This is a genomic window from Citrobacter sp. Cy070, assembly GCF_030332245.1.
Classification (GTDB): Bacteria; Pseudomonadota; Gammaproteobacteria; order Enterobacterales; family Enterobacteriaceae; genus Citrobacter; species Citrobacter youngae.
This window is the reverse complement of record NZ_JAOWIG010000077.1, coordinates 51,994-77,647: the sequence shown is the minus strand read 5'-3', so window position 1 is coordinate 77,647 and position 25,654 is coordinate 51,994. Positions and strand designations below refer to the sequence as shown.

The window sequence follows — 25,654 nt, the reverse complement described above, 5'->3', positions numbered from 1 at the left end:
GCACTATGCAGCAAGATAATGAAAACGGCGTGAGCGAACCGTCACGCCGACGTTTACTGAAAGGGATGGGCGCCCTGGGTGGGGCGCTGGCGCTGGCGGGTGGATGCCCGGTCGCTCACGCGCAAAAAACGCAAAGCGCGCCGGGAACACTGTCACCTGATGCACGCAGTGAACAACAACCGTTTTATGGCCAGCACCAGGCCGGGATCCTGACGCCGCAGCAAGCCTCAATGATGCTGGTGGCGTTCGATGTGCTCGCCAGTGATAAAGCTGATCTTGAGCGTCTGTTTCGTTTACTAACCAGCCGGTTTGCGTTTCTAACCACCGGTGGGCCGGCACCAGAAACGCCGAATCCACGTTTACCGCCAATGGATTCCGGTATTCTTGGGGCATACATAGCGCCGGATAATCTGACGATGACGCTGTCGGTTGGATCTTCACTGTTTGATGATCGCTATGGTCTGAAAGCACAGATGCCGAAAAAACTGCAAAAAATGACGCGTTTTCCGAATGACTCACTGGATGCTGCGTTATGTCATGGCGATTTGCTGTTGCAGATTTGCGCCAACACGCAGGACACCGTTATCCATGCGCTGCGCGATATCATTAAGCACACGCCTGATCTGCTCAGCGTGCGCTGGAAGCGGGAAGGGTTTATTTCCGACCACGCCGCACGCAGTAAAGGTAAAGAGACACCTGTCAATTTGCTGGGATTTAAGGATGGAACCGCGAATCCCGACGCAGCCAATGCAACGCTGATGCAAAACGTGGTGTGGGTCACTGCGGAGCAGGGGGAACCGGCATGGGCACAAGATGGTAGCTATCAGGCCGTCAGGCTCATCCAGTTCCGCGTGGAATTCTGGGACCGTACGCCGCTTAAAGAGCAGCAAACGATTTTCGGCCGCGATAAACATACCGGCGCACCGCTGGGTATGCAGCACGAGCATGATGTGCCGGATTACGCCAACGATCCCGAAGGCGAGGTAATTGCACTCGACAGCCATATCCGTCTGGCAAATCCGCGCACCAAAGAGACTGACTCCAGTTTGATGATGCGCCGTGGCTACAGCTATTCGCTCGGCGTGACCAATTCTGGTCAACTGGATATGGGACTGTTGTTTGTTTGCTATCAGCACGACCTGGAAAAAGGGTTTTTGACGGTGCAGAAACGTCTGAACGGTGAAGCGCTTGAGGAGTATGTCAAACCTATTGGTGGGGGATACTTCTTTGCCTTGCCGGGCGTCAAAACTGCAGACCATTATCTGGGACAGGCCCTGCTCGAAGCATGATGATTGTGCCCCGCAGTGCGGCGGGGCATTTCCTGACACTCTGATGAATGAAAAAATTATTTTTCATGATCGGCGGCGACTGAAATAATTCTGTCATCTCTCTGCAAGAGACTGTTGCTGGCGATAAGATGAAATTAAGTTAACAATAAGTAAAAATATTGTTGCATTAACGAAGGGTTATGATGTAATTATAAGTAATAGCGGTAGTTCCCGGCGGTGATAGTCGTTCACTATGGAGATCGCGAATGGAAAAGTCCTGTACTGGACATGTTTTTCAACGTTATTGCAGTCCCTTACGCGGACGTTTCTCTTCCGGTAGCCATCTCGTCACCGTTAAATCTCTCTCCCTTTCACTTCTTATCCTTGTAACTGACACCCTGTACGGTGCGCGTAGCCGTGTATGGTGTCTTATCCGAAGGCAGGCAATGGCTTACAAGGAAGCCAACCCTCAGATGTTCGTGCGCATAATCGTGCCGCCAACGGCGCGTGTGATGTATACCTACAACTCAAGGTGCTATCCATGGGAAGACAAAAAGCAGTGATCAAAGCTCGTCGCGAAGCAAAACGTGTGCTGAGGCGGGATTCGCGTAGCCATAAACAGCGCGAAGATGAATCGGTCACCTCGCTTGTGCAGATGGGCGGCGTAGAAGCGATTGGTATGGCGCGTGATAGCCGCGACGCCACACCGATCACGGCGCGAAATGAAGCTCAGGCGCACTACCTGAATGCTATCGAGAGCAAGCAGCTGATCTTCGCCACCGGTGAAGCCGGGTGTGGTAAAACCTGGATCAGCGCGGCGAAAGCAGCAGAAGCCCTGATCCACAAAGATGTGGACAGGATCATTGTAACCCGTCCAGTTCTGCAAGCTGATGAAGACCTCGGCTTCTTACCTGGGGATGTCTCCGAGAAGTTCGCTCCCTATTTTCGTCCGGTTTATGACGTGCTGGTAAAACGTCTGGGAGCCTCCTTTATGCAATATTGCCTGCGACCTGAGATTGGTAAGGTAGAAATCGCGCCGTTCGCGTATATGCGGGGACGTACATTTGAAAATGCTGTTGTTATTCTGGATGAGGCTCAGAATGTGACTGCTGCGCAAATGAAGATGTTTTTGACTCGCCTCGGAGAGAATGTGACGGTGATTGTGAATGGGGATATTACCCAGTGCGATCTCCCCGCTCATGTTCGTTCAGGGCTAAGCGATGCGCTGGCCCGTTTCGAAGAAGATGACATGATTGGGATCGTTCGATTCAACAAAGATGATTGCGTTCGCTCGGCACTGTGTCAGCGGACGCTCAATGCTTACAATTGATCTGTTTTGCGTCTTCAAGGCCCGGGAAACCGGGCTTTGTTTTTTGTACCCCTATGAGCACAACGGACTGATGGCGTGGCCAACATTGTTGGTGAGGTCAGGTGTTCACGTTGTATCCCGCATGGGAAAATAGCTATAAAAAAGCCGCTGGTCGCGGCTTTTTAAATAAAACTGAGGTTACTGTGGGAACCACTGGTCACTGATTTTCTGGTACGTGCCGTCCGCTTTGATGGCGGCCAGCGCACTGTTCAGTTTTTCCAGCAGTGCTTTGTTATCCGGGCGAACAGCAATTCCAAGACCCGTACCAAAGTATTGCGGATCGGTGACTTTTGCCGTTGCAGTACCTAACTGTGGATTAGTTTTCAGCCACTCATTGACGACGGCAGTGTCGCCAAATACGCCATCAATACGGCCATTTTTCAGGTCGATAATCGCATTCTGATAGCTGTCGTAGGCCACGGTTTTTACTTCAGGATGTTTGTCCTGCAGGTATTTCTGGTGCGTGGTGCCGTTTTCCATCCCAATACGTTTGCCTTTCAGATCATCAAAGCTTTTATAGGTGTCTTTCTTCGCAATTACCAGCGCTGAGTTGGCATAGTACGGCTGGGTGAAGGAAACCTGCTTGCTACGTTCAGGCGTGATGTCCATGCCGGAAATCACCGCATCATATTTCTTGAATTTCAGCGCGGGGATCAGGCTATCGAAAGCGTGATTGGTGAAAGTACATTCTGCCTGCATTTGTTTGCACAGTGCCGTTGCCAGGTCGATGTCAAAACCGACAATTTTATTGCTGGCGTCCAGCGACTCAAATGGCGGGTAAGTCGCTGATACACCGAAATTAATTTTATCTGCAGCTGAGGCGCCAGCGGCGAAAGTAGCAAGTAATGCGGCCAGTACTAACTTTTTCATGGTGGAACTCCCGTCTGTCAATCTTATGATTATTTACCGTGTCTGCGGCGTGGATTAACAATGCCATTTAATGAATTTGTATGCAATAAAAATGATTAAATATTTTTATTGGCATAAAAAAAGACGGGCAATTGTGACACTTGCCCGTCTTGTGTTTTTCAGTTTATGCAGTTATTCGGCTTAATTACGCTGTTCAAACGCCAGCGCTTTACGTTCGATTAAGCGCATCATCAGCGTCAGCAAGCCGTTGACGATCAGGTAAATCACGCCGGCTGCGCCGAAAACCATCACGTCATAAGTGCGACCGTACAGCAGCTGGCTATAACCCATGACTTCCATCAGGGTGATGGTGTAAGCCAGTGAGGTACTTTTAAATACCAGCACCACTTCGTTGGAATATGAGGAGAGGGCGCGTTTAAAGGCGTACGGCAGCAGAATGGCCAGCGTATCCTTTTTGCTCATCCCCAGCGCACCACAGGACTGCCACTGGCCTTCCGGGATTGCTCGAATCGCACCGTAAAACAGTTGCGTGGTATAGGCCGCACTGTTTAAGGACAGCGCGATTAACGCGCACAGCCACGGTTCTGACAGCAAATGCCAGAGCACCGGATATTCCTGCAACGCAGGGAACTGCCCTGGTCCGTAGTAGATCAGGAAAATTTGCACCAGCAGCGGTGTACCGGTAAACAACGTGATATAGGCGCGAACCAGCCAGACCACAATCGGCGTCTTAAGCGTCAGGATGACAGTGAAAATCAGCGCCAGCACCAGAGCAACTACGATGGAGGCGACCGTCAGCGTCAGGCTGGTATGTAGCCCTTTCAACAATTCAGGTAAATACTCAAGCATCAGCCCGGTCTCCGCTCAAAACGTGTCGCGCGCAGGTCAATGCGTTTGAGAATGTACTGACTCACCAGTGTAATCACCAGGTAAATAGCGGCCGCCACAATGTACCAGGTAAAGGGTTCCTGGGTACGGGTAGCGATGCTCTTGGTTTGCAGCATCAGATCGTTCACGCTGATAAGGCTGACCAGCGCGGTATCTTTCAGCAATACCAGCCACTGGTTACCGAGCCCCGGCAGCGCGTGACGCCACATTTGCGGCATCACCAGGCGAAAGAAAATCGCGGTTTTAGATAAACCCAGCGCCTGGCCTGATTCCCATTGCCCGAGTGGTACGGCCTTCAGCGCGCCACGCAGCGTTTGCGACGCGTAAGCGGCGTACAGCAATGACAGCGCAATCACACCGCACAGGAACGGGCTGACGTCGAAGTTTTCGATCTGCATCTGCACCGGAATTTGTACAAATCCGAGATTGATCGTAAAGCCATCGGCCAGCGTCAGTAGCAACTGTGAGGAGCCGAAATAGATAAACAGAACCACCAGAATTTCTGGTAACCCGCGCAGAATGGTGACCAGCGCTGAACCTGCCCATGCCACTGGACGCCATTTTACGGACTCCCAGACGGCAAAAAACATGGCGAGCGCGAGGCCGATGATCAGCGCACAAACGGCAAGGCCGACGGTCATCCCGGCGGCGCTTGCTAAAGGAAAAAATTCATTCATCAAATATTACTTCTGGAACCATTTGTTGTAGATGGTCTCGTAAGTCCCATCTTTCTTCACTTTTTCCAGCGCAGCGTTAAATTTCTGCTGCAGCTCGGTATTACCCTGGCGCACAGCAATGCCCAGACCGGTACCGAAGTAATCTTTATCCGTGACTTTGTCGCCAACCGCGGCCAGTTTCGGATTGTCTTTCAGCCATTCCGTTACTACTGCGGTATCACCAAAGACGCCGTCAATACGACCGTTTTGCAGATCGAGTTTGGCATTCTGATAGCTGTCATACGGCACGGTAGTCACTTCCGGATGTTTATCCATGATGAATTTCTGGTGCGTAGTACCGTTTTGAACACCGACTTTTTTGCCTTTCAGCTGATCAATGCTGGTGTATTTACCCTGTTGGCCAACAAACAGCGCAGAGTTGTCGTAATAAGGAGTGGTGAACAGAACCTGTTTTTCACGTTCAGGCGTGATGTCCATACCGGCCATCACCGCGTCAAAACGACGGAATTTCAGGCTCGGGATCAGGCTGTCGAAGGCCTGATTGGTGAAGGTACAGGTAGCGTCAATCTCTTTACACAGCGCATTCGCCAGATCAACGTCAAACCCTACGATCTTGTTGTTAGCATCGATCGATTCAAATGGAGGATAAGACGCTTCGGTGGCGAAACGAATGGTTTGGGCTGCGGTAGCGGAAAGGCTAAAACCTGCGATTAGTGCGGCAATCAGAACTTTTTTCATTGTATTGTCCCGAATCTTAGTGAGAAAGATAGTTTTTAAACGCTTCGGTTTGCGGGTTGGCAAAGCAGCTCGCATCCCCAAACTCGACGATATGACCGTTTTCCATGTACACCACGCGACTGGCCGTTTTACGAGCAACTTCCACTTCGTGGGTGACGATCACCTGAGTAATATTGGTTTCTGCCAGCTCACGAATGATGCTGACGATTTGGGCGGTAATTTCCGGATCAAGCGCTGCGGTAGGCTCATCAAACAGCAATACCTGTGGCTCCATCATCAATGCGCGGGCAATAGCCACACGCTGCTGCTGGCCACCGGAGAGATGCAGCGGATAGCGATCGCTGTATGGCTTCAGGCGCAGACGTTCCAGCAGTTTCTCGGCGCGCGCCATCGCCTGCTCTTTTGTCAGACCGAGTACGCGGCAGGGCGCTTCAATCAGGTTCTGCACCACCGTGAGATGCGGCCAAAGATTATATTGCTGAAAGACCATGCCCACGTTTTGACGCAGATCCCGAATGGCTTTATCTGACGGGGTTTTCGTGAAGTCGAAACGGTTACCCGCAATAGAGAGCGTGCCCGAGCGCGGCATCTCAAGCAGGTTGAGTACGCGCAGTAGCGAGCTTTTCCCGGCTCCACTTGGGCCAAGTAACACCAGTGTTTCACCCTGAGGGCAATCCAGCGTGATATCGAACAGCGCCTGATGTGCGCCGTAGAAGCAGTTAATGCCGTTTAATTGAATACTCATTGACACTCGATACTGGCAGTCTGATAGCTATTGAAGCCGCAGATACTACCTTTGACAGAATAGTTATGCAATATTTATGCGTTAAAAGTTAAATGCAAACCGCATTCTTATCTAAACATAGCACAAAATAGCGGGGCTACCAGTGGGCAAGAATAATTGTCGGCATTCTATGCAGAATGCCAGACAATTAATGGGGGTTATGATTTGGGCGAGCAAATGGCGCGATTAACGGTTTTCGACAGACTGGCGCAACGTCCCGGCTGGCGCGTGTACGCTGCCGCCCAGATAACGCACATCATCGATCACCCAGCACTGGCCTTCGCGGATCATCAGCACTTCATCGCGCCAGCTCTGATCGCCTTGTTTAAGCTCTACGCGCAGCGGAATATTGCGTGCATCGCTATTCGGAATGGTTGATGCGCTGGCGACGCTGGCGCTATCTGGTAATGTGGCACGACTGGAAAACGGATCGCTGTTAAACAGAGCGCGATGCGCGTTATCACGGCTGGCATCGTTCAGCAGTTTTGCCAGGTTGTCGCTGAGGTATGGGCGCAGGGCGGTAAGATCGTTGTTTCGATGCTGAATACGGTAATCATAGAATTGTTGAGCCACGCTGTCTGGCCCACCTTCTACGCATGAACCGCTACGCGCGCCGTTATCTTTATAAACCGGCGTCACGGTAGTACAGGCGCTGAGAAGGAGTGCACAGGGAACCAGCAGAGAGAGTTTCGAGTAGCGCATAATGATTTCCTTATTAGCTTTCTACTATTAGTGTTCTACGTTGATAGAATATATCCTTTCAATGATAGTGGATCGGTTCGATAATGCTTTTGAGATCGTGCTCTTAGCGCAAAAAGGAGATTAACCATGCAGTTTTCGACTACCCCTACGCTGGAAGGGCAGAGCATCGTGGAATACTGCGGTGTTGTTACTGGCGAAGCCATTTTAGGCGCGAATATCTTCCGCGATTTTTTCGCCGGCATTCGCGATATTGTCGGCGGTCGCTCCGGCGCGTATGAAAAAGAGCTGCGTAAAGCGCGTGAAATTGCTTTCCAGGAGTTGGGCGAACAGGCGAAAGCGCTGGGTGCTGATGCGGTGGTCGGTATTGATATTGATTACGAAACCGTGGGCAAAGACGGCAGTATGCTGATGGTGAGCGTCAGCGGTACCGCGGTGAAAACTCGCCGATGAAGCGTCTGTTGTGTCTGCTGGCATTTACGCTGTTGCTGGTGGGATGTGCTGGCGAAAAAGGGATTGTCGACAAAGACGGGTATCAGTTAGATACCCGCCGTCAGGCGCAGGCTGCTTACCCGCGCATTAAAGTACTGGTTATCCATTACACGGCCGATGATTTTGACTCTTCTCTGGCTACGCTGACCGATAAAAACGTCAGCTCGCACTATCTGATCCCGGCTGTGCCGCCGCTCTACCACGGCAAACCTCGTATCTGGCAACTGGTGCCGGAAAAAGATCTGGCCTGGCATGCGGGGATTAGCTTCTGGCGTGGCGCTACGCGTATTAACGATACCTCGATTGGCATTGAGCTGGAAAATCGCGGCTGGCAAAAGTCGGCAGGGATAAAATATTTTGCGCCGTTTGAGCCCGCGCAGATTCAGGCGCTGATCCCATTGGCGAAAGATATTATCGCCCGCTACGACATCAAACCGCAGAACGTGGTAGCCCATGCGGACATCGCGCCGCAACGTAAGGACGATCCCGGACCGCTTTTCCCATGGAAAGTGCTGGCCGAACAGGGCATTGGCGCGTGGCCGGATGCTCAGCGTGTGGCGTTTTATCTTGCCGGGCGAGCGCCTCATACGCCGGTAGCAACCGCATCTTTACTCGATCTGCTGTCGCGTTACGGCTATGAGGTAAAATCTGAAATGACGCCGCGCGAACAGCAGCGGGTGATTATGGCCTTCCAGATGCACTTCCGCCCCACGTTGTGGAACGGCGTGGCGGACGCAGAAACTCAGGCGATTGCCGAAGCGTTACTGGAAAAATACGGGCAGGGTTAACGCAGAACACCAATGCCTGATGGCGCTTCGCTTATCAGGCCTACGGCTAATTTGGGCTGGTTTTTTGTAGGCCGGATAAGGCGCTTGCGCCGCCATCCGGCAATGGTTAACGCGGCAGCTTACCGTGGTCGCGCAGCCAGGCCGCGGTACGTTCAATCCCTGCATCCAGCGTCACAACGGGCTGATAACCCAACTCTTCCTGAGCGCGGGTAGTATCCAGCGTAAAATCAAAATTTAGCTTCGAGACGCCGTAATGCGTCAGCTTTGGCTCTTTTGCCGATTTATTGCCTAAACGTTCCATGCTGCGGGCAATCATGTCCAACATCGGGTAGGGAACTGAGCGGATCCGACAATCAATATTCAGCTCGTCGATGAGCTTCTGCACAATGCTGCGCAGAGTGCGATGCTCGCCGTTGGTAATGTTGTACGCGCGACCTGAAGGCAGCTTATCGCAGGCTTGCTGACTTGCCAGCCACATCGCGTGCACCGCATTTTCGTAGTAGGTCATATCTACCAGCGCACTTCCGCCGTGCGGCAACAGGATGCTGCCATAGTGGTACATCATATGGGCCAGGCGCGGGATAAAGACCTTATCGTGTGGTCCGAACAGGCTTTGCGGACGCAATACCGTAAAACGCGTCTGCGGGTTGGCCTGCGCCAGCAACGCGATCACGTCTTCGCCAGCTGCTTTGCTGCGGGCAAATTCATTGGCGAAGCGGTGCGGACGAAAGTCCTCTTTGATATCGCGATGGTGATGATAATCAAAATAGAGCGACGGCGAGGAGATATGAATGAAGTTGCGAACGCCCCAGGCCACGGCCCACTCGCCCAGGCGGCGAGTTGCGCGAACGTTAGCCAGATCGAAGGCTTCCTGAGTTCCCCACGGTGAGGTAAAACTGGAGCAGTGCCACAGCGTGTCGATGCCGGCAAGCATCACTTTTGCCTGCGAAGAAACCAGCTCGGTCAAATCCGCATGCACAAACTCTGCGCCCATTTTTTCCAGCAGTTTGCCCATCGCTTCGTTGCGACCGGTGGCTCTGACGCTGACGCCTCTGCTGCATAAAAATTCAACCGCGTTTCGGCCCAAGCCGCTGGTGGCTCCGGTAACCAGTACCTTCATATCAATCCACTGTGTTTAAAAAACGTCGTGCGCATTCTTCCGTGAAATACGCCTGTATGCAATGGGAAACATGAAAGAATACAGGCTCTTTTTATCATTAGTCTGTGATTTGTTCTGCAAGTTTGGCTATACGCTTCGCCATCCCCCTGAAAATGAACAGGTGGGCGGGGATCATCAACAGCCAGTAGAAGAGGCCAGGCATACCGTGCGGATGCCACCAGGCGCGTACATCAATGCGTCGATGATCGCCTTTATCTTCCAGTGTGAAGCTCAGACGACCCAATCCCGGCGCTTTCATCCCAAACAGCAGCGTCAGCTGTTTCTCCGGCTCAACGATGATGACTTTCCAGCTATCAACGGTGTCGCCAACTTGCAACAGTGGGTGTTCGGGACGACCTTTTGCCAGCTTATGGCCGACCAGCAGGTCCAACGCCGCGCGCGTCTTCCATAGAATATTGCCAAAAAAATAGCCCTCTTTGCCGCCGAGTCGGTTCACTACCTGCCACAGCGCTTTTTTGCTGGCGGAGGTTTCGACGCTAAAGCCAGCCTGTTTGGCGAAATAGCCATATTCAGGACGCCAGCGGGCAAACGCCTGCGCGTCGTAACCCCAGTCGCTGGAATTAACCAGTTTTTCTTCTTCCTTCAACGTGCTGCGCACTGCGTCATCAAAGGCAATCAGCTTTTGCGGGATCAGCGCACGTAATTCGGTATCATCGGCTAACAGGTCGTGTTTCAGGCCCTGGATCAGCGCTTTGGCCGTGGTCGGCGGCACCGACGTAATGACGTTTAAAAACCAGACCGAAATCCAGCGGGTAGGAAAGGGGATGGGGATGAGCAGGCGATGTTTACCGCTGACCGCCATAAAATGCTCGAACTGTTCCTGATAGCTCAACACCTGCGGCCCGGCGGCTTCGAGTACGCGGTGATGTTGTGTGGGACGGTCCAATAGCGCCACCAGGTAGTACATTAAATTCTCCAGCGCGATAGGCGTGGTACGCGAGCGTACCCAGCGTGGAGGGGTGAGAACCGGCAGGTTGTAAACCATATCGCGCATTACTTCAAAGGCAGCAGAACCTGCCCCCACGATAATGCCCGCACGCAATTCCGTCATTGGCACGCCCGATTCACGCAGAGTATCTGCGGTTATCTGTCGCGCACGCAGATGATCGGATTGTTCATGCCGGGGAGCCTGTAATGAGCTCAGGAAAATAAGCTGATTGACCGGTGTATTACGCAGCGCATCGCGCACGTTCATCGCCACCTGACGTTCGTGGGCGATAAAATCACCGCCTTCACCCATGCCATGGACCAGGTAATAAACCGTATCAACGCCGGTCAGCAACGGCGTAAGGTTTTCTGGCCAGTTTAAATCGACCTTATGGCAACTGACGTGGGCCAGTTGCTGCTTTTCCAGCCGTTCAATGCGGCGTGCCGCAGCCAGCACCTGATGCCCTTGCTGGCTGAGCGCCTGTACCAGATGCTGACCAATGTAACCACTGGCGCCAAGAACCAAAATCCGTTGCGGCACGCCCATCTCCTTAGCGGGTTAAAAAAGCGCGCCAGTGGGCGACGACTTCGGTAAGTTGTTCACGCGATACGTCCAGATGCATCACCAGGCGCACAATCGGGGAGGCGTTAATCAGCACCCCCTGTGCTTTCATATATTCGCCCAGCGCGGCAGCGTGCTCTTCGCCAACACGAACAAACAGCATGTTGGTGTCGTGGCGCATGACGTCCGCCCCTGCTTCGCGCAGTTGCTCCGCCATCCAGGCGGCGTTGTCATGGTCTTCCTGCAAACGCGCCACGTTATTTTTCAGCGCATACAGTCCGGCCGCCGCCAAAATACCCGCCTGGCGCATTCCGCCGCCGGTCATTTTGCGCCAGCGAATGGCACGCTTGATGTACTCGTGGCTGCCGACCAGCAGCGAGCCTACCGGCGTTCCCAGACCTTTGGAAAGACAAATGGTGAACGAGTCGCAGTATTGCGTGACATCTTTAAGCTCACAGCCATAGGCGACGATGGCGTTAAAAATACGCGCGCCGTCGACGTGCAGGGCAAGATTGCGCTCCCGGGTGAATTCCCAGGCCTCTTTCAGATACTCGCGCGGCAGCACTTTGCCGTTATGCGTGTTTTCCAGGCTGAGCAGACGGGTGCGGGCAAAATGGATATCGTCTGCTTTGATTTTTGCTGCAACTTTGTCCAGCGGCAGGGAGCCATCCGGAGCGGCATCAATGGGTTGCGGTTGAATGCTACCAAGCACCGCTGCGCCACCCGCTTCGTAGAGATAGTTATTCGCGCCCTGACCGGCGATATACTCTTCGCCGCGCTGACAATGGCTGAGCAGGGCCACCAGGTTCGCCTGAGTGCCGGTAGGTAAGAAAATTGCGGCTTCTTTGCCAGAAAGCTCGGCTGCGTATTGCTGGAGGGCATTAACGGTAGGGTCATCACCGTAGACGTCGTCCCCGACCGGGGCGGCCATCATCTCTTCGAGCATGGCGCGACTGGGTCGGGTGACGGTATCACTGCGTAAATCAATCATGGTATCTCCTTATTACACTTCATCCTTCAAGCTGCCTCGGCGTTGGCCTCACCCTCAAACCCCAGTCACATAGTATTCCTATGCTCCTGGGGATTTTCGGGCTTGCCGCCTTGATGCATCATGAATGATTTTGTGTGTGGTTTAATAAGGATGTTTTACCTGAGCCAGTTAGTTTTCGCCAGTTCGATCACTTCATCACCGCGTCCGCTGATGATTGCGCGCAGCATATACAGGCTAAAACCTTTGGCTTGTTCGAGCTTGATCTGCGGCGGGATTGCCAGCTCTTCTTTCGCCACAACAACATCGACCAGAACCGGACCATCGATTGACATGGCGCGTTGCAGCGCCTCATCAACCTCTGAGGATTTCTCCACGCGAATGCCCGTGATGCCACAGGCCTCGGCAATCCGCGCGAAATTCGTGTCGTGCAGTTCGGTGCCGTCGGTCAGATAACCGCCAGCCTTCATCTCCATCGCCACAAATCCCAGCACGCTGTTGTTGAAGACAATAATCTTCACCGGTAACTTCATTTGCACAACCGACAGAAAATCGCCCATCAGCATGCTAAAGCCGCCGTCACCGCACATGGCGACGACCTGGCGTCCCGGTTCGGTCGCTTGTGCGCCGAGCGCCTGCGGCATGGCATTGGCCATCGACCCATGGTTAAAGGATCCAATCAGGCGGCGTTTGCCGTTCATTTTCAGATAGCGTGCCGCCCAAACCGTTGGCGTGCCCACGTCGCAGGTGAAGATGGCGTCGTCAGCGGCAAAGTGGCTGATTTGCTGTGCCAGATACTGCGGGTGAATGGCTTTATCACTGGGTTTGGCTAAATCATCCAGCCCTTTGCGCGCCTCGCGGTAGTGCTCCAGCGCTTTGTCCAGGAACTGCCGCTCGGTTTTCTCTTCCACCAGAGGCAGTAGGGCACGTAACGTGGATTTAATATCGCCTACCAGCGCCATATCCACTTTGCTGTGTGCGCCAATGCTTGCGGGATTGATATCAATCTGAATAATTTTGGCATCAGAGGGGTAGAACGGGCGATAGGGGAACTGGGTGCCGAGCAAAACCAGCGTGTCGGCATTCATCATGGTATGGAAGCCGGATGAAAAGCCAATTAACCCGGTCATACCCACGTCGTACGGGTTGTCGTACTCAACATGCTCTTTCCCACGCAGGGCGTGAACAATCGGGGCTTTGATTTTAGCCGCAAACTCAACCAGCTCTTTATGCGCACCGGCGCAGCCGCTGCCGCACATCAGGGCGATATTGCTGGAGTAGCGCAGCAGTTGCGCCAGTTTTCTCAGCTCTTCTTCTTCCGGGGTGACTACCGGGAGCGGCGCATGATACCAGTGCGTGGTGGCGCTTTCAGGGGCGGGCTTCAGCGCCACGTCGCCGGGTAATACCACCACGGAGACGCCACGGTTGAGCACCGCTTTACGCATAGCTATAGCCAGCACCTGGGGGATCTGCTCAGGGCTGGAAACCAGCTCGCAATAGTGGCTACATTCGCGGAACAACTCCTGCGGGTGGGTCTCCTGAAAATAACCGCTGCCTATCTCACTGGAGGGAATATGCGCGGCAATCGCCAGCACCGGGACATGGTTGCGGTGGCAATCAAACAGGCCGTTGATCAGGTGCAGGTTGCCTGGCCCACACGAGCCGGCACAGACGGCCAGTTCGCCCGTCAACTGCGCTTCAGCGCCCGCGGCAAAAGCGGCAACCTCTTCATGGCGGGTTGGCATCCAGTCAATCGTGCCCATACGATTCAGACTGTCACTAAGGCCATTGAGCGAGTCTCCCGTCACACCCCAAATACGTTTAACGCCAGCTTGTTCGAGTGTTTTAGCAATAAAAGCGGCAACCGTTTGTTTCATGGTTTTCCTTCTCCTCTAATGTGATACCGGTTACAAGTTTAGATGAAGATAATCGTTATGCTTCTCATTACCCCTTATTTCCGGCAGGTTTCATTTAATCTGTATTAAGCGTAGTTTGTTAATTGCACATGGTGAAACAAGGAATAAATTCAAATGGTTATAAAACTATTAAATACAGTTAACCGGGTACTGGCTCACGAAGATTTTGGCAAGTTTTTGTTACGCCTTGCTGTCGGTGGACTGATGCTGTTTCATGGGCTGCATAAACTGTTCGCGGGTATTGATGGCATCAGCGGCATGCTGATAGCGAAAGGTTTCCCGGGCTTTATTGCGTACGGCGTTCTGCTGGGAGAGGTTGTAGCGCCGTGTCTGATTATTCTTGGGATCCTGACACGCCCGGCGGCATTAGGGCTGGCGTTTACAATGATTGTGGCGTGGCTGATGGTCGGGATGGGCGAAACCTGGACACTGGATAAAACCGGTGCATGGGCGATTGAAAGTCTGGTGTACTTTTTTGTTGGCGCGATGGCGGTGGCGTTCCTGGGCGCGGGAAAATATGCCCTGGGCGGCAATTCAGCCTGGCGGTGATAAATGACCGGATGACGGTATTAATACTCCGTCCGGCCTACAACGGTTCTTGTAGGCCGGATAAGTATGCCATCCGGCAATGACTCTTTACGCAAGTACCAGATCACCCTGCGGATGACAGGAACAAGCCAGAACGTAACCTTCCGCAATTTCCGCATCGGTCAGCGTCATGGTGCTGCTGACCGTGTAGTTACCGTCAACCACTTTGGTTTTGCAGCAGCCGCAAACGCCTGCACGGCATGCGGCAACGACCGGAACCTTGTTGCTTTCCAGTGCTTCCAGTAGCGTCGTGCCCACCGGCGCATAGAACTCTTGTGCGGGTTGCAGCTTGGTGAACTTCAGACCACTGGTGGCGGCTTCGGCAACAGGTGTGAAGAACTGCTCTTTAAAGAAGCGTGTTACGCCAAGCGCTTTCACTTCTTTTTCGACCAGATCCATATACGGAGCCGGGCCACAGGTCATCACGGTACGTGAGGTCAGATCCGGGACGTTCTTCAGCAGTTCGGTGGTCAGTCGGCCGGAAACAAAACCCTGAGTGGCATTGTTTTCAGCGACTAATGTCACCGGATATTCACGCCATTCATCGGCAAAGATGACATCTTCTGGCGAGCGAACGTTGAAAATCACCTGCACGTCGGCTTGTGGACGGTACTTCGCCAACCAGCGACGCATCGACATGATTGGCGTTACGCCACAGCCGGCAGCCAGCATCAGGAACTTGTCTTCTGCTTTATCTTCACAGGTAAATTCACCCATGGCATCGGACAGCCAGATGTAGTCGCCGCGCTTCACGTCACGGGTCAGCCACTGCGAACCTGCACCCTCGTCAATGCGGCGGATGGTCAGCGTAATGTATTCGCTAACGCCCGGCGTTGAAGAAATGGTGTAAGCACGCAGCGTGTCCGCTGAATTACGTACGCTGACCAGTGCATACTGCCCGGCGCGGTACGGATAATAGTCGTGGCACAGCAACGAAATTGTCCATACATCCGGCGTTTCCTGATGGATGTGATGAACCTGCATCCGCCATGGGCACTGATGAGTTGGCATTGTCATTCTTTACTCCTTACGCGCTCAGCAGTTGCTTCATGTCTTCTTCAACGGTGGTCACGGAACGCAGACCAAATTTCTCGTTGAGAACTGCCAGCAGATCTGGCGTGAAGAAGCCAGGCGCAGTCGGGCCAGTCACGATGTTTTTCACGCCCAGCGACAGCAGGGTCAGCAGAATAACAATCGCTTTCTGTTCGAACCATGAGAGCACCAGAGACAGCGGCAGATCGTTCACGCCACAACCCAGTTTCTCCGCCAGCGTGACCGCCAGGATAATGGCAGAGTAGGCATCGTTACACTGACCGGCATCGACCAGACGCGGCAGACCTTCGATATCGCCGAATTCCAGTTTGTTGAAACGGTATTTACCACAGGCCAGAGTCAGGATCAGGCAGTCGTCCGGTACGCTGGTGGCGAAATCGGTGAAGTAGTTACGTTCACCACGTGCGCCGTCGCAGCCGCCAACCAGGAAGATGTGACGCAGTTTTTCACGGCTCACCAGGTCAATCAGGGTATCAGCTGCACCCAGCAGCGTCTGACGACCGAAACCAACGGTGATCAGATGCGGAATTTCGCTGTACGGGAAGCCAGCCATCTGCTGCGCCTGAGCAATAACCGGACCGAAGTCATCACCTTCGAGGTGGCTCACACCCGGCCAACCGACGATGCTACGGGTCCAGATGCGGTCATCATATGCGCCAACGGTTGGGTCGATGATGCAGTTAGAGGTCATGACGATTGGGCCAGGGAAGCGAGCAAATTCAACCTGCTGGTTCTGCCAGCCGCTGCCGTAGTTACCGATCAGGTGTTTGAACTTACGCAGCTCCGGGTAGCCGTGCGCCGGCAGCATTTCACCGTGGGTATAAACGTTAACACCGGTGCCTTCAGTCTGCTCAAGCAGGTTGTACAAATCTTTCAGGTCGTGACCGGAGATCAGAATGCACTTCCCTTCGGTTGCTTTTACGTTGACCTGAGTTGGGGTCGGGTGACCGTATTTCGTGGTTTCACCGGCGTCCAGAATGCTCATCACTTTAAAGTTCATCTGGCCGATTTCCATTGAACACTCCAGCAGAGCATTCATATCGGAAGGCCAGGTACCCAGCCACGCCATGATTTTGTGGTACTGAGCGTAGATATCGTTGTCGTACTGGCCGAGAACGTGTGCGTGCTCCATGTAAGCTGCCGCACCTTTCAGACCGTACAGACACAGCAGACGCAGGCCGAGGATATTCTCGCCGATGGTCGCTTTGTCTTTGTTCGGGGTGAATTCAGCGGCCTGACGTTGCAGGTCGCCCAGATCGTCGCTGACCAGTTGCAGGTCGGCCATCGGGTTTTCAACAGTTGCGTTAGCATCAATGTTCAGGCATTGCGCTTTCAGTGCATCGCGCATGGCGATAGCTTCACGAGCATAGCCAACAATACGCGGGGAATCGAAGTTCACGTTGGTCAGCGTGGAGAAGAATGCACGCGGCGCAAAGTTATCAACCTCATGGTCGATGATGCCGTATTCACGTGCTTTAACAGCCCATGCAGACAGACCTTGTAGGGCAGCAATCAGCAGATCCTGCAGATCGGAGGTTTCAGCCGTTTTACCGCACATACCCTGCGCGTAAGAGCAGCCGTTTCCTGCCGGAGTACGGATGGTTTGTTCACATTGCACACAAAACATGGTCACACCTTTTAAAGTTATATTTGATATACATGTTTAAGGTTATGCCTGCGCGCGAAGGGATTAAAGGGATTTCTGCTACAACTTGCAGGGAGATTGATTTAGCGCAATTTTGGCGGTAGCTGACTACCGCCAGAGAGGTATTTGTCTGTGTATCAGGCGGAGAAAAAGGCCATTAACAGTGGCACTAACAGACTCAGAATAAAGCCGTGCACAATGGCTGCGGGAACCATCTCCAGACCGCCACTGCGTTGTAACACGGGCAGCGTGAAATCCATTGACGTCGCCCCGCAAAGACCCAATGCGGTTGAACGGCTGCGGACCGCCAGTCCAGGGATCAGCATAATGGCAATCAACTCACGCGCCAGGTCGTTAAAGAAGGCGGCGCTGCCAATTACTGGACCGAATGATTCGGTCAACAGAATGCCTGACAGGGAATACCAGCCAAAACCCGATGCCATCGCCAGTGCTGTTTTCAACGGCAGGCCGAGGATCAGCGCATTGATGACGCCGCCCAGCAGAGAACTGGCCACCACGACCACGGCAACAATCATGCCCCGACGGTTCAGTACAATCTGCTTTAATGTCATACCGCTGTTTCGCAGTTGGATCCCGACCAGGAATAATAAAAAGATCAGCGTATATTCGCTGGCTTCGGTCGCGTGCTGCAGCATCGACAATCCGCTAAGACCCAACAGAAAACCCAGCACCACGACGCCGCAAAGCTGTAGCGACTCAAGCGCCATCGCGATCCGGGAGGGGAGCTTCTCTTGCTGGTGGCTGTGTCGCCAGGGGAGTGAGCGCTCCAGCCACAGCAGCGCTGCGATATTACACAGCAGAATGACCGTCACACTAACGGCAGAATAATAAAGAATGGATAACAGATTACTGGCGAGATTATCCAGAAATGCCAGACTGATCCCCATAAAAAAGAGAATAAGGTAGACGATCCAACTCAACAGCCGATTGATAAGTTTTAATGCGGCTCTGTGTCGAAGCGGAATGAGGTAACCCACAATAAGGGGTACCAGAATGATTAACAGCCCTGAGAACATGAAACCCCGATCCTTGCTGAGAAGTAAGACGAAATGCACAACTATAACCTAAATAATTCAAGTTGCAGGAAGGCGGCAAGGGAGTGAATCCCCGGGAGCGTACATAAGTACGTAGCTGGGGGGAGCGAGCGCAGTCAACACATCTGCAACTTGAAGTATGACGGATATACACACTACTGAAAGCAAAGAGGGGAGTAAAGTTGCAAATAAAAGGAAATATAGCGAGGAAAAAAAGGCCTGACAATTCATCAGGCCTTGTTGTTAGCGATTAATCGCGTTTTTCCAGCAGGGTGCGGTAAATAAGACCGCCGACGATCCCGCCGATAATCGGCATAACCCAGAATAACCAAAGCTGTTGTAATGCCCAGCCACCCTGGAAGATAGCAACCGCAGTACTACGAGCCGGGTTTACGGATGTATTGGTGACCGGGATACTGATCAGGTGAATCAACGTTAATGCAAGACCGATGGCAATTGGCGCAAAACCTGCCGGAGCATGTTTATCGGTCGCACCGTGGATCACTAATAAGAAACCTGCGGTCAGGACGATTTCAATTACGATGGCAGAAAGCATGGAATACCCGCCAGGTGAATGCTCACCGTAACCGTTTGAGGCGAAGCCACTGGCTGCTGCATCAAAACCGGCTTTGCCGCTGGCAATAAGATAAAGTACTGCTGCTGCTACAATGCCGCCCACAACCTGAGCAATAACATAACCAATAACGTCTTTCGCCGGGAAGCGACCACCAGCCCATAAACCGAATGTCACTGCTGGGTTAAAATGGCCACCTGAAATATGACCCACAGCGAATGCCATGGTTAATACTGTCAGACCAAAGGCCAGGGCGACACCGGCAAACCCAATACCTAACTCCGGGAAAGCCGCGGCCAGAACGGCACTACCACACCCGCCAAAAACAAGCCAAAACGTGCCGAAGAATTCGGCTGCTAATTTCCTGAACATAACCACCTCAATTAAAAGTTCCGGGTTAGTTTTTCTATCCCGGTATTTCATCGCTAAAAGGGACGATGATTAAAACGCGCTTATTCTAGAAAAAAATCTCATCCCTTCGCCACTTAAATTAATAAAAAAATTTGATTTAAGGCAATGTGATGCGAATCCTTTTTGGAGTTCAGGTGAATAAAGCATAGTTCAGTTATCAGAAGTCTGATGATTGACGTCTGAAATTATATTCAAAAGTAATTTTTAAAGAGAATATTCTTAACTCTTTCGATTTATCTGCGGATGATATCGGGTGTTCTGAGCGCCCGCTTACCGTTATACTCCTGATAACTTGAAGGAAAAAGTGAGCATTTCCGGAGGCTATATGATTCTCGAACGCGTTGAGATTGTTGGGTTTCGTGGTATTAATCGGCTGTCGTTGATGCTGGAGCAAAACAACGTGCTGATTGGGGAAAACGCGTGGGGTAAGTCCAGCCTGCTGGATGCGTTAACCCTGCTGTTGTCGCCAGAGTCGGATTTGTACCACTTTAACCGCGAAGATTTCTGGTTCCCGCCGGGTGACATCCAGGGCCGGGAACATCATCTGCATATTGTCCTGACATTTCGTGAATCTCAACCGGGTCGCCATCGTGTGCGTCGATATCGCCCGTTAGAAGCGTGCTGGTCGCCGTGCCATGATAACTATCACCGTATATTTTATCGGCTGGAAGGCGAGTGCGCTGATGACGGCAGCGTCCTGACATTACGCAGTTTTCTTGATGGCGAAGGCCACCCATTACCCATCGACAATATTAACGATCAGGCGCGTCATCTGGTGCGTTTGATGCCAGTATTACGTTTACGTGATGCGCGTTTTATGCGGCGCATCCGTAATGGAACGGTGCCGGATTCCGCGGATGTTGAAGTGACTGCGCGTCAACTGGATTTTATGGCACGTGAGTTGGCCACCCGACCGCAGAATCTGACAGATGGGCAGATTCGCCAGGGGCTTTCGGCGATGGTTCAACTGCTGGAGCACTACTTTTCAGAACAAGGTTCCGGTCAATCCCGCTATCGTCTGATGCGCCGACGCTCCAACAACGAGCAACGCAGCTGGCGTTATCTGGATATTATCAACCGTATGATTGATAAACCCGGAGGGCGCACGCACCGTGTGATTCTGCTGGGACTGTTTTCTACGCTGTTACAGGCCAAAGGGTCGCTAAGACTGGATAAAGATGCTCGTCCGTTGCTACTGGTAGAGGATCCTGAAACGCGCTTACACCCCATTATGTTGTCTGTTGCCTGGCAACTGTTGAATCTGCTTCCCCTACAGCGGGTGACGACGACCAACTCTGGTGAACTGTTATCGCTTACGCCCGTTGAACATGTGGTCCGTTTGGTTCGAGAATCTTCCCGCGTCGCGGCCTGGCGACTGGGACCGGGAGGACTCAATGCGGAAGATGGGCGGCGCATTGCCTTCCATATCCGTTTTAATCGGGCGTCTTCACTGTTTGCCCGTTGCTGGCTGTTGGTGGAGGGAGAAACAGAAACATGGGTCATTAACGAACTGGCTCGTCAGTGTGGGCATCACTTTGATGCCGAAGGGATTAAAGTCATTGAATTTGCCCAGTCAGGGCTTAAACCCCTGGTGAAGTTTGCCCGCCGGATGGGAATTGAGTGGCATGTGTTGGTCGATGGCGATGAGGCGGGGAAAAAGTATGCGGCCACGGTACGCAGCCTGCTGAACGATGACAAAGAGGAAGAGCGCGAGCATTTGACCATGTTACCTGCGCTGGATATGGAACACTTTATGTACCGCCAGGGGTTCTCGGACGTTTTTCATCGGGTGGCGCAAATACCGGAAAATGTGCCGATGAATATGCGGAAAATTATAGCGAAGGCGATCCATCGCTCGTCAAAACCGGATCTGGCGATTGAAGTGGCGATGGAAGCGGGGCGACGCGGTGTTGAAGCGGTGCCAACGTTGCTGCGGAAAATGTTCTCCCGCGTGCTGTGGTTAGCACGCGGGCGAGCGGATTAGCGGCGGAACATGACTGATAACTGCGAGTGGATACTGTCGAGTAACTGATAGCGGCGGCGATATTCCGCGCGCTTCTTACTGGCAATATCTGTTTCGCTTTTACGCGCCAGCGTACGCGGAATATGATAGTAGCCATTGCTGTCACATTCGCCGCCAACTGACTCCCAAAATGAATTGTAGTCAGAAAGAATAACCTTGTTTTTATCATGGTAACGCTGGCTGCGAAAAATATGCTGGTCATTGCTGACGGCCAGTACTTGTTCAATATTCAATTGTTCTGCAAAACGACAAATAGCTTCCATTACAATACGTTTAGGAAACAAACCATGGCATGATTTTGTCGCTTTTTGAATTTCTTCGTGCGGCATTAATCGGTTACCCCCCTGCAAGCCACCAATAAAAAGCGCGCTGCGCCCTTCATAGTTGCACAGGGTGAAGGTCATTTCTGCTAATGTCTCGCCCTCACTATTACGGACAAGAATGGTACTTTCACCTTCTTTATCCAGGGCAATAAATGATGACATTATAATGGTGTATATTGCGCTGTCTTTGCCTTCAACTTGTGCCAGTTGTAACCCATCGGCACTTAAATAATCATTAAATTCTGTCGATGAAAAAGCGTTGCGAATAACATTGTAATGAAAACGCACAGCATCGAGTTTTGTTTTACGGTCAAGGTTTACTGCGAGATACGCGCGATGCAGGCGAACCGGTATACGGGGTTGGATCGCGAGAATTTTTTCGAGATCCGGCCATTGCGCCAGCTCAGCCATCCATTCACGTGTTAATCGTGGCATCAGCAATGAGCGCCATACAAACTTACGGCGAAAGCTTCGTTGATGCCAAAATTTACCTGGCCGCCATTGTCCGGTTGTCAGACGACAAAAAAGACTAAAACTTGTGGCGGGTCTGGAAGAATGAAAAGTGCTTTCTGTTAGCTGGCTCATAATAACAATCCAATAGATACTCTGATACCAATTTCAGCACAGTGGACCTTAACGGTTCATCAATAACTCTGTTATTCTTTGCACTTTTCAACGTCTGTTAATTTATCGTTGATGGTTATCACTCCACTCTGGTAGGCGTATTGGGGGACACTGGGACATTTATGAAGCTCAAGGGAAAAATTAAAAAACGTTATTTTCTGCTCGCCATCATCATTATTGTGGCGATGATTTCACTTTGGCGAACGCTTAATGCGCCACTACCACAGTATCAAACGTTAATTGTACGTCCAGGCGATCTCCAGCAAAGTGTGCTGGCTACCGGGAAACTGGATGCGTTACGCAAAGTTGATGTTGGTGCACAAGTGAGTGGGCAGTTAAAAACGCTGTCAGTAGCCATCGGCGATAAAGTTAAAAAAGATCAGTTGCTCGGCGTTATCGATCCTGAGCAGGCGCAAAACCAAATCAAAGAAGTAGAAGCGACGCTCATGGAGCTGCGGGCTCAGCGTTTACAGGCCGAAGCTGAGTGGAAACTGGCGCGCGTAACGCTTTCTCGTCAGCAACAACTGGCGAAAACGCAGGCGGTTTCGCAGCAGGATCTCGACACGGCAGCGACCGAAATGGCGGTCAAGCAGGCACAGATTGGCACTATTGATGCACAAATTAAGCGTAATCAGGCTTCCCTTGATACGGCAAAAACGAACCTCGATTACACGCGAATCGTCGCGCCAATGGCGGGTGAAGTGACGCAAATCACCACCCTCCAGGGGCAAACCGTGATTGCCGCCCAGCAAGCGCCCAACATTTTGACGTTGGCAGATATGGGCACCATGCTGGTAAAAGCGCAGGTCTCCGAGGCAGATGTTATTCACCTGCAGCCAGGCCAAAAAGCCTGGTTCACTGTGCTGGGCGATCCGCAGACACGGTATGAAGGCGTGCTCAAAGATGTCCTTCCGACGCCTGAGAAGGTGAATGACGCCATTTTCTACTACGCCCGCTTCGAAGTGCCTAACCCGAAAGGTATCCTGCGCCTTGATATGACCGCGCAGGTGCACATCCAGCTCACAGACGTTAAAAATGTACTGACGATCCCGCTGTCGGCGTTGGGCGATCCTATTGGCAACAACCGCTATAACGTCAGGCTGCTGCGCAATGGTGAAACCCGCGAGCGCGAGGTGGTCATCGGTGCCCGTAATGATACCGACGTAGAGATTGTGAAAGGGTTGGAAGAGGGTGATGAAGTTATCACCGGTGAGGGTAAAGCGGGAGTAGCACAATGACGGCATTGCTTGAGTTGAGCAATATCCGCCGCAGTTACCCGTCAGGCGAGGGACAGGTCGAGGTATTAAAGGACGTTTCCTTGCGCATCCAGGCCGGTGAAATGGTGGCGATTGTCGGGGCGTCAGGCTCGGGTAAATCGACGCTGATGAACATTCTGGGATGCCTGGACAAGGCGACCAGTGGAACCTATCGGGTTGCGGGGCGGGATGTTTCTACACTGGATAGCGATGCGTTAGCGCAACTGCGGCGTGAGCATTTCGGCTTTATCTTCCAGCGTTATCATTTGCTGTCACATTTAACGGCGGCACAAAACGTAGAGGTCCCGGCGGTGTATGCCGGGACTGAACGTAAGCAGCGTCTGGCGCGTGCTCAGGAATTACTTCAGCGCCTGGGATTGGGCGACCGGGTTGATTATCAGCCTTCCCAGCTTTCCGGTGGTCAGCAGCAACGTGTCAGTATTGCGCGTGCGTTGATGAACGGTGGTCAGGTTATTCTGGCCGATGAACCCACTGGCGCGTTGGACAGCCACTCCGGCGAAGAGGTGATGGCTATTCTGCATCAGCTACGCGATCGCGGGCATACGGTAATTATCGTCACGCACGACAGCCAGGTTGCCGCCCAGGCAGAACGTGTCATTGAAATTCGTGATGGCGAGATTGTGCGTAATCCACCACCACAAAAGCCCACTGCCGGACGTGATATTGATGAACCAACGGTGACGACGGCTTCTGGCTGGAGCCAGTTTGTCAGCGGTTTTCGTGAAGCATTGACCATGGCATGGCTGGCCATGGCCGCCAACAAGATGCGTACACTGCTCACAATGCTGGGTATTATCATCGGTATCGCTTCGGTGGTGTCGATTGTGGTGGTGGGCGATGCGGCAAAACAGCTGGTGCTGGCAGACATCCGGGCGATTGGTACGAATACTATCGATATCTATCCGGGCAAAGATTTCGGTGATGACGACCCACAATATCAGCAGGCGCTGAAGTATGACGATTTAGTCGCGATTCAGAAGCAACCCTGGGTCAGTTCCGTTACGCCTGCGGTATCGAAGAACCTACGCCTGCGCTATGGCAATATTGATGTCGCCGCCAGCGCAAACGGCGTTAGCGGTGATTACTTCAACGTCTATGGCATGACGTTCAGTGAAGGCGCCACCTTTAATGCAGAACAGCTGGCGGGGAGGGCGCAGGTGGTGGTGCTCGACAGCAATACCCGACGTCAGTTGTTCCCCAGCAAAGCAAAAGTGGTGGGTGAGGTTATTCTGGTGGGAAATATGCCAGCCACCGTTATTGGCGTCGCGGAAGAAAAACAATCGATGTTTGGCAGCAGCAAGATCCTGCGCGTCTGGCTGCCATACAGCACCATGTCAGGGCGGATCATGGGGCAATCGTGGTTAAACTCTATTACCGTGCGGGTAAAAGAGGGTTTTGATAGCGCCCAGGCCGAGCAGCAACTCACCCGTCTGTTATCGCTGCGTCATGGCAAAAAAGATTTCTTCACCTGGAACATGGATGGCATCTTGAAAACCGCCGAAAAAACCACACGTACATTACAGCTCTTTCTGACGCTGGTGGCGGTGATTTCGCTGGTGGTGGGCGGGATCGGTGTGATGAACATTATGCTCGTATCGGTGACAGAGCGTACGCGTGAAATCGGTATTCGGATGGCCGTGGGTGCGCGGGCCAGCGATGTGTTACAACAGTTCTTAATTGAGGCTGTGCTGGTGTGTCTGGTGGGCGGCGCGCTCGGCATCAGTTTGTCGATGTTAATTGCCTTTACGTTACAGCTGTTCCTGCCCGGGTGGGAAATTGGTTTCTCTCCTGTCGCGCTGCTAACGGCTTTCCTGTGTTCAACCGCCACCGGAATTTTGTTTGGCTGGCTTCCGGCCCGTAATGCAGCGCGTCTGGATCCCGTTGATGCTCTGGCACGAGAATAACGCGTTGTATTGCATAAGAAATAAAAATGCC

23 protein-coding genes are annotated in these 25,654 nt (G+C 52.5%); 8 read left to right on the top strand and 15 right to left on the bottom strand.

The features are described 5' to 3' along the window. Nucleotides 1-5 precede the first annotated feature (5 nt). Nucleotides 6-1,289 (top strand): iron uptake transporter deferrochelatase/peroxidase subunit, encoded by a 1,284-nt coding sequence (gene efeB, locus OGY19_RS16070; RefSeq protein ID WP_048212075.1) that lies wholly within the window; start codon nt 6-8, stop codon nt 1,287-1,289. Between the two features lie 520 nt (nt 1,290-1,809). Next, nucleotides 1,810-2,598 (top strand): phosphate starvation-inducible protein PhoH, encoded by a 789-nt coding sequence (gene phoH / locus OGY19_RS16065; RefSeq protein ID WP_005122110.1) that lies wholly within the window; start codon nt 1,810-1,812, stop codon nt 2,596-2,598. Nucleotides 2,599-2,775: 177 nt separating this feature from the next. Here the strand turns inward: phoH and artJ are convergent, their stop codons facing one another. The 6 genes from artJ to OGY19_RS16035 form a co-directional block, all read right to left on the bottom strand. Beyond that, nucleotides 2,776-3,507 (bottom strand): arginine ABC transporter substrate-binding protein ArtJ, encoded by a 732-nt coding sequence (gene artJ / locus OGY19_RS16060; protein ID WP_115602269.1) that lies wholly within the window; start codon nt 3,505-3,507, stop codon nt 2,776-2,778. Between the two features lie 180 nt (nt 3,508-3,687). Beyond that, complete coding sequence (artM, locus tag OGY19_RS16055; protein ID WP_048212073.1) at nt 3,688-4,356, bottom strand: arginine ABC transporter permease ArtM; 669 nt, start codon at nt 4,354-4,356, stop codon at nt 3,688-3,690. Further along, nucleotides 4,356-5,072: an arginine ABC transporter permease ArtQ gene (gene artQ / locus OGY19_RS16050; RefSeq protein ID WP_040231854.1), complete on the bottom strand. Its 717-nt coding sequence runs from the start codon at nt 5,070-5,072 to the stop codon at nt 4,356-4,358. The genes artM and artQ overlap by 1 nt, the downstream gene beginning before the upstream one ends. A 6-nt stretch (nt 5,073-5,078) precedes the next feature. Further along, the gene (artI, locus tag OGY19_RS16045; protein WP_003027298.1) at nt 5,079-5,810 is read right to left on the bottom strand and encodes an arginine ABC transporter substrate-binding protein ArtI; all 732 of its coding nucleotides are present in this window, start codon (nt 5,808-5,810) and stop codon (nt 5,079-5,081) included. Nucleotides 5,811-5,826: 16 nt separating this feature from the next. Then, nucleotides 5,827-6,555, bottom strand: coding sequence for an arginine ABC transporter ATP-binding protein ArtP (gene artP / locus OGY19_RS16040; RefSeq protein ID WP_003027295.1), 729 nt, complete (start codon nt 6,553-6,555; stop codon nt 5,827-5,829). 225 nt (nt 6,556-6,780) lie between these two features. After that, a complete protein-coding gene (locus OGY19_RS16035; RefSeq protein WP_115602268.1) occupies nt 6,781-7,296 on the bottom strand; it encodes a lipoprotein in 516 nt (171 codons plus the stop codon). Between the two features lie 126 nt (nt 7,297-7,422). On the opposite strand from OGY19_RS16035, the gene OGY19_RS16030 reads away from it, so the two are divergent. Then, nucleotides 7,423-7,746 carry a heavy metal-binding domain-containing protein gene (locus OGY19_RS16030; RefSeq protein ID WP_001160725.1) on the top strand — a complete coding sequence of 108 codons (324 nt, stop codon included), beginning with the start codon at nt 7,423-7,425 and terminating at the stop codon, nt 7,744-7,746. Next, nucleotides 7,743-8,573 (top strand): N-acetylmuramoyl-L-alanine amidase, encoded by an 831-nt coding sequence (locus OGY19_RS16025; RefSeq protein WP_286596796.1) that lies wholly within the window; start codon nt 7,743-7,745, stop codon nt 8,571-8,573. Before OGY19_RS16030 ends, OGY19_RS16025 begins: the two co-directional genes overlap by 4 nt. Before the next feature lie 106 nt (nt 8,574-8,679). Here OGY19_RS16025 and OGY19_RS16020 read toward each other — a convergent pair whose 3' ends face one another. The 4 genes from OGY19_RS16020 to poxB form a co-directional block, all read right to left on the bottom strand. Next, nucleotides 8,680-9,693, bottom strand: a complete 1,014-nt coding sequence (locus tag OGY19_RS16020; protein ID WP_115602266.1) for a 3-beta-hydroxysteroid dehydrogenase — start codon at nt 9,691-9,693, stop codon at nt 8,680-8,682. A gap of 97 nt (nt 9,694-9,790) precedes the next feature. Continuing rightward, nucleotides 9,791-11,221 (bottom strand): SDR family oxidoreductase, encoded by a 1,431-nt coding sequence (locus tag OGY19_RS16015; protein WP_115602425.1) that lies wholly within the window; start codon nt 11,219-11,221, stop codon nt 9,791-9,793. A gap of 10 nt (nt 11,222-11,231) precedes the next feature. Continuing rightward, the gene (gene ltaE, locus OGY19_RS16010; protein WP_286596793.1) at nt 11,232-12,233 is read right to left on the bottom strand and encodes a low-specificity L-threonine aldolase; all 1,002 of its coding nucleotides are present in this window, start codon (nt 12,231-12,233) and stop codon (nt 11,232-11,234) included. Between the two features lie 155 nt (nt 12,234-12,388). Further along, the gene (gene poxB, locus OGY19_RS16005; RefSeq protein ID WP_048212066.1) at nt 12,389-14,107 is read right to left on the bottom strand and encodes a ubiquinone-dependent pyruvate dehydrogenase; all 1,719 of its coding nucleotides are present in this window, start codon (nt 14,105-14,107) and stop codon (nt 12,389-12,391) included. 153 nt (nt 14,108-14,260) lie between these two features. Here poxB and OGY19_RS16000 point away from each other — a divergent pair, with 153 nt between their 5' ends. Beyond that, entirely contained in the window at nt 14,261-14,695 is a 435-nt protein-coding gene (locus tag OGY19_RS16000; RefSeq protein ID WP_115602265.1) for a DoxX family protein, read from the top strand. An 87-nt stretch (nt 14,696-14,782) separates the two neighbouring features. On the opposite strand, the gene hcr is transcribed toward OGY19_RS16000, so the two are convergent. The 4 genes from hcr to aqpZ all read right to left on the bottom strand — a co-directional run bounded on the left by hcr (nt 14,783) and on the right by aqpZ (nt 19,433). Beyond that, entirely contained in the window at nt 14,783-15,751 is a 969-nt protein-coding gene (hcr, locus tag OGY19_RS15995) for an NADH oxidoreductase (protein WP_048212064.1), read from the bottom strand. 10 nt (nt 15,752-15,761) lie between these two features. Continuing rightward, complete coding sequence (gene hcp / locus OGY19_RS15990; protein ID WP_048212063.1) at nt 15,762-17,414, bottom strand: hydroxylamine reductase; 1,653 nt, start codon at nt 17,412-17,414, stop codon at nt 15,762-15,764. Nucleotides 17,415-17,569: 155 nt separating this feature from the next. Further along, entirely contained in the window at nt 17,570-18,469 is a 900-nt protein-coding gene (locus OGY19_RS15985; RefSeq protein ID WP_048212062.1) for a LysO family transporter, read from the bottom strand. A 268-nt stretch (nt 18,470-18,737) separates the two neighbouring features. Further along, nucleotides 18,738-19,433, bottom strand: a complete 696-nt coding sequence (aqpZ, locus tag OGY19_RS15980; RefSeq protein ID WP_048212061.1) for an aquaporin Z — start codon at nt 19,431-19,433, stop codon at nt 18,738-18,740. Between the two features lie 364 nt (nt 19,434-19,797). Here aqpZ and OGY19_RS15975 point away from each other — a divergent pair, with 364 nt between their 5' ends. Further along, complete coding sequence (locus OGY19_RS15975; RefSeq protein ID WP_048212060.1) at nt 19,798-21,456, top strand: ATP-dependent endonuclease; 1,659 nt, start codon at nt 19,798-19,800, stop codon at nt 21,454-21,456. Here the strand turns inward: OGY19_RS15975 and OGY19_RS15970 are convergent. Continuing rightward, the gene (locus tag OGY19_RS15970) at nt 21,453-22,403 is read right to left on the bottom strand and encodes a VirK/YbjX family protein (protein ID WP_115602264.1); all 951 of its coding nucleotides are present in this window, start codon (nt 22,401-22,403) and stop codon (nt 21,453-21,455) included. The two genes, OGY19_RS15975 and OGY19_RS15970, sit on opposite strands and share 4 nt — an antisense overlap. A gap of 161 nt (nt 22,404-22,564) precedes the next feature. On the opposite strand from OGY19_RS15970, the gene macA reads away from it, so the two are divergent. Both macA and macB read left to right on the top strand, forming a co-directional pair. Next, nucleotides 22,565-23,680: a macrolide transporter subunit MacA gene (macA, locus tag OGY19_RS15965; RefSeq protein ID WP_048212058.1), complete on the top strand. Its 1,116-nt coding sequence runs from the start codon at nt 22,565-22,567 to the stop codon at nt 23,678-23,680. Further along, complete coding sequence (gene macB / locus OGY19_RS15960) at nt 23,677-25,623, top strand: macrolide ABC transporter ATP-binding protein/permease MacB (RefSeq protein ID WP_115602263.1); 1,947 nt, start codon at nt 23,677-23,679, stop codon at nt 25,621-25,623. The genes macA and macB overlap by 4 nt, the downstream gene beginning before the upstream one ends. The last annotated feature ends 31 nt before the right edge of the window (nt 25,624-25,654 follow it).